The organism is Microcystis sp. LEGE 08355 (genome assembly GCF_015207185.1).
GTDB lineage: Bacteria > Cyanobacteriota > Cyanobacteriia > Cyanobacteriales > Microcystaceae > Microcystis > Microcystis panniformis.
Genome location: NZ_JADEXI010000371.1, coordinates 1 through 4,658 on the forward strand (window position 1 = coordinate 1; position 4,658 = coordinate 4,658).

At 45.5% G+C, this 4,658-nt stretch carries 5 protein-coding genes; 3 read left to right on the plus strand and 2 right to left on the minus strand.

Annotated elements, in window-relative coordinates:
- The first annotated feature begins 184 nt into the window (after nt 1–184).
- Entirely contained in the window at nt 185–853 is a 669-nt protein-coding gene (locus tag IQ242_RS17155; RefSeq protein WP_193960805.1) for a HEAT repeat domain-containing protein, read from the plus strand.
- A gap of 57 nt (nt 854–910) precedes the next feature.
- Complete coding sequence (locus IQ242_RS17160) at nt 911–1,426, plus strand: phycobiliprotein lyase (RefSeq protein ID WP_193960806.1); 516 nt, start codon at nt 911–913, stop codon at nt 1,424–1,426.
- Between the two features lie 277 nt (nt 1,427–1,703).
- Here the strand turns inward: IQ242_RS17160 and IQ242_RS17165 are convergent, their stop codons facing one another.
- Both IQ242_RS17165 and IQ242_RS17170 read right to left on the minus strand, forming a co-directional pair.
- Nucleotides 1,704–2,636 (minus strand): hypothetical protein, encoded by a 933-nt coding sequence (locus tag IQ242_RS17165; protein WP_193960807.1) that lies wholly within the window; start codon nt 2,634–2,636, stop codon nt 1,704–1,706.
- On the minus strand, nt 2,593–3,192 hold the full coding sequence (locus IQ242_RS17170; protein ID WP_193960808.1) for a DUF1517 domain-containing protein: 600 nt from the start codon (nt 3,190–3,192) through the stop codon (nt 2,593–2,595). Before IQ242_RS17170 ends, IQ242_RS17165 begins: the two co-directional genes overlap by 44 nt.
- 427 nt (nt 3,193–3,619) lie before the next feature.
- Here IQ242_RS17170 and hpnH point away from each other — a divergent pair, with 427 nt between their 5' ends.
- Nucleotides 3,620–4,636 (plus strand): adenosyl-hopene transferase HpnH, encoded by a 1,017-nt coding sequence (gene hpnH, locus IQ242_RS17175; protein ID WP_193960809.1) that lies wholly within the window; start codon nt 3,620–3,622, stop codon nt 4,634–4,636.
- Nucleotides 4,637–4,658: the final 22 nt, after the last annotated feature.

Genomic DNA, 4,658 nt, shown 5'->3' on the forward strand with positions numbered 1-4,658 from the left:
ATTAACCATCTCTGCCATTACTTATGAAAAATGGTACTACCATACTTAAATTATAGTTTCCAGGAGGAAGTCAACTCTCGCCTCAATCCTTAAGAAATCCTCAAGAAATCCTTTCCCCGCTCTCGTTTCTGAATTGCCAAGAATTGCGTTAGAATTAAAGAAATATTACAAGTGGTTGACAAAAATGAGTAAGCCTGATACACAAGCCATTGCCCTCCAGTTAGAAAGCAGCAACTCTAAAGATCGTCTGCTGGCCTTGGCATCCCTGCGAGAAGTGACGCCGGAGGAAGCTGTACCCTTGATCAAAAAAGTCCTTTATGATGAAATGCTACCAGTGCGATCGATGGCTGTCTTTGCTTTGGGAGTCAAACAAACCGAGGAATGCTTTCCTATCCTCGTGGATTTGTTAGCCAATGATGCCGATTATGGCATTCGCGCCGATGCTGCGGGGGCCTTAGGTTATTTAGAAGATATTCGCGCTTTTGAACCCCTACAACGGGCTTTTTACGAAGACACGCAATGGTTAGTCCGCTTCAGTGCTGCCGTCGCTTTGGGCAATTTGGGCGATATTCGGGCTAAACAGGTGTTATTATCGGCCCTCGATAGTAACGAAGCGGTTATTCAACAGGCCGCTATTGCCGCTCTTGGGGAAATCAAAGCAGTGGAAACCGTCGAGAAGCTTTTAACTTTTGTTAACTCCGATGACTGGTTAATCCGGCAGCGATTAGCGGAAGCTTTAGGCCACCTTCCGGCGGAAAAAACGATCGCAGCCTTAAAATTTTTGGTCAAGGACGAACATCCGCAAGTGCGCGAAGCGGCCTGTTTATCCTTGCAAAAATTAGCCAACGTCTAGGTGATAGAATAAATAATCTATTCTTTCAGAGCGATCGATCTTTGCCTACAGCCATTCATGGACATTCAAGAATTTATTAATCTCTGTGCGGGTAAATGGTTTTCTCAGCGCACCAGTTATCAATTAGCTGCCCAAAAAGTTGCCAATAATAAAGCAGAAATCACCATCGATTTGCTGGCTGCCGATGCTGCCGATGTGGTGCAATTATGTTTAGAGAATAACTGTCAGTCCCCGGCCAGTCTAGGGGGATGGAAAGCGACTTGGGATAATTCCGTGGACTATGGACAACCGAAAAAAATCGGTTCTAGCTATTTAGTTTGGCTGCCCTCAGAGAATCCTTGGCAAGGAAAATTAATCACATCGGACGGTAAATCGGCAGCGCTGGGAGAATATCATCTCAGAAGCGATCAAGCTTTAACTTTAACCATCGAGGACAATCACCATCGTATCGAGGAAAGAATCTGGTTTGCTAGTCCTAATCTGAGATTGCGTACCAGTATTATCCAGTCGGTCAATGGCGATCGCCAGACGGTTTTCTATTCGGAAATTCGCAAAATGGTTGCTCCTAAGTAGGGTTTGCCGAATAAATCTTAAAACCTTGTTAGGTAAGACTTTTTGGAAATCAACAAGTACCGGATATGGGAGTGGTCGGGGGGAAAATTCCTGGACTTTTTCCCTGAAAATTAGGTAATTGACCAGATGAAAATCGGTAAAACCCTACACCCCACACCCCACACCCCACACCCTGTCCCCAGGAAAAACTTTTTCAGCAGACCCTAAGTAGTTGCTGTCCCCAATCTCTGAGGTGGGGAAGACAGGATTAATCTTCCACCACTCCAGTCAAATCCTCCTAACGTCGGCCGCGTCTGCTGCTGCCGAAACCACTGCGACTAGGGGTACGTCGGGAACCGGAGGAACCGAAACTAGGAGAACGTTTGACAGTATCAGATTTACCCGAATTCTTCAGGGTACTGGAACCATAACCGGAACCACTGGGTTTTGTGGTGGTGGTGGTGCTGCGATTGGGACTAGAGGAAGTATTACTGGGATAACGACGTAAATTGCCAGTAGAACGGAGAGTTTGCCGGTTTTTGACTGCCGGAGGTGGACTATTATGTTTAGTCCGGTATTGATCTACTGCCTGATTATAGGTGGAACCGTAACCACCAAAACCGGTCATCACACCCCCCGGAGTATAGAGGGGAGGAACGTAGTATTGAGGACGAAAGAGCAAACTACCCAAAGCTTGACCAGCAACAGCACCGAAAAAAGGACTCCAAAAACTCGATTCTTGCCGAATCACCACGGTTTCCTGTTGTCCGGTTTGGGGATTGTTCCGCACTTCCGTGACATTATGGACATACTCGATTTTAAAATCTTCGGTCATGTACAGGGTAGCCTGATCACCGTTGATTTCTACCGCGGTTTTTTCCCCTTTAGCAATAGCTTCATCGCTTAATCTAGCCATTTGCAGGTTAGTGGTGCGAAAGAGGGGAGAAGTCCCCGCAGGGGTGTTTAACAGCATTAAGGTATAAGTGCCATCTCCGTCATCGTAGGTAGCTTGTTGCACCTCGTAGCGACCGCTACTAACCTGATTGGATTCTTGTCTTACACTACTGTTATTAGCTGACGGTGACTGAGTTTGATTTGACGACGAACCACAGGCCACCGTTGTGCAACAAAGGGTAAGAATTAAAAGGATTGTCGTTACTTGGCGCAGCATAAGGGCAAAATTAAGACTATAAAGGCAGTAATTCGGGGAAATTGAGTAATAGTTGCTCATTGGTCAATTCATCCCCCAATTGAGCAGGAGAAAAATGTACCTGAATCGCACGCAGCCGACCTTGGTAGTGAAGGTTAATTATTGATTTTAAACCATCTTCCAGGGCCTCTCGATCGGCTAGGCTAGTTTCTAAAGCAGCACTCTCACCCTCGAATGCTATTGTGATCATAACAACTAAGTTATCGGTGACGGGTAAAGTTAAGGGTTCCTTTTCCCCCACTTCCCCAGACACCGATTCACTTAAGTATCTGGCCGCGGAATCGGTAAACAGTTCGTTAACGTAGTCTCCCGCTTCCCCCTCACTCCAAAAAATATCGCCCTCATTAGCCACAGAAAACCAATAGAGGTTCATCTGCAGCAGATTTTGACAAATTTCTACTAAACCCTCTCCCATGACCTCTAAATCGCCTTCGGAATCGATCGCCTCCCGGCCGGTACGATTAAGAATACCGATCAGGGGTGCGACTTCTTGGCCGTAGAGATGCAAAAATAAGCGACAGACCACATAGCGAGTTTTTCCCGCAAATTTCTTAAAGCGATCGCCTAAAGAACTCATAATAGACCTCTGGTAAAAATCAAAAATTGTCGTTAAGGTTAGGAGTCAGTAGTCAGTAGTCAGGAGATAGGAGACTTTTTTATTTATTCTCCCCACTTCCCACTTCCCACTTCCCACTTCCCACTTTCAAGTCAGTAGTCTTGGAGCCATCAGCTAGATCAAGGTGATAATCAAGTAAACAGGAAAAAAGCCCTCAGCTTTTATTTATTTTGCCATTTTCTAGGCTCCTATGCCTTGATGCCCTGTTAAGTAGTCGGACATAAATTCTGTTGTCTATCTTAAGAAATGTAAATTGCCGCAATTCTTCCTGATGACCGACTCCTGACTCCTGACGACCGGCTACTGACTCCTTACCCCACAGTTAACTTGACTTTTGTCCAACTACTTAACAGTCTATAATTACTTAGAATCCTATTGGTGTGAGCAAATGGCTGTCCAACTACAACAAGCTTTAGTGGTTGCTTCCTATATCTTGAAACAGCGTCTAGCAGGAAAAAAGCGTTTTCCCTTAGTTTTAATGCTAGAACCCCTATTTCGCTGTAATTTAGCCTGTACTGGCTGCGGTAAGATTCAACATCCCCCGGAAATCCTCCGTAATCATCTCACCCCAGCAGAATGTTTCGCAGCGGTGGAAGAATGCGGGGTTCCCGTGGTTTCCATCCCCGGGGGCGAGCCGCTTTTACATCCACAAATCGATGAAATTGTCAAGGGGTTAGTGGACAGAAAAAAATTCGTCTATCTGTGTACCAATGCTCTGTTATTGGAGAAAAGCCTGGATAAATTTACTCCTTCCCCCTATCTTACCTTTAGTGTCCATCTGGATGGTCTCAAAGAACATCACGATCGCTGTGTGGATCGAGAGGGAGTATTCGATAAGGCAGTACAAGGGATTAAAGCGGCGAAAGCGAGAGGTTTTCGGGTTACTACTAATACCACGGTTTTTGAAGGCACAGATGCGCGAGAAATGCAGGAATTTTTCGATTTTCTCGCTACTTTGGGTATCGATGGTATGATGATTTCCCCCGGTTACAGTTATGAGTGGGCCCCGGATCAAGATAGTTTCTTAAAACGGGAGCAAACCAGAGCTTTATTCCGAGAAATTCTCTCACCCTGGAAATCAGGTCAGAAAAAGTGGAATTTTAACCATAATCCTCTCTTTCTCGATTTTCTCATCGGTGAACAGGACTATGAATGCACTCCCTGGGGTAGTCCTAGCTATAGTCTTTTAGGATGGCAAAAACCCTGTTATCTGCTTAACGAAGGTCATTACAAAAGCTTTCGGGAACTTTTAGCAGAAACCAATTGGGATAACTACGGTCGGGCCAGTGGCAATCCTCAATGTGCCGATTGTATGGTACATTGCGGCTATGAACCGACCGCGGCCATGGCAGCTTTTAAACCGGCTAATATGGGACGTGCGATGCAGAGTTTAATCGGAGTCTAATCTAGGGTCTGCTGAATAAATC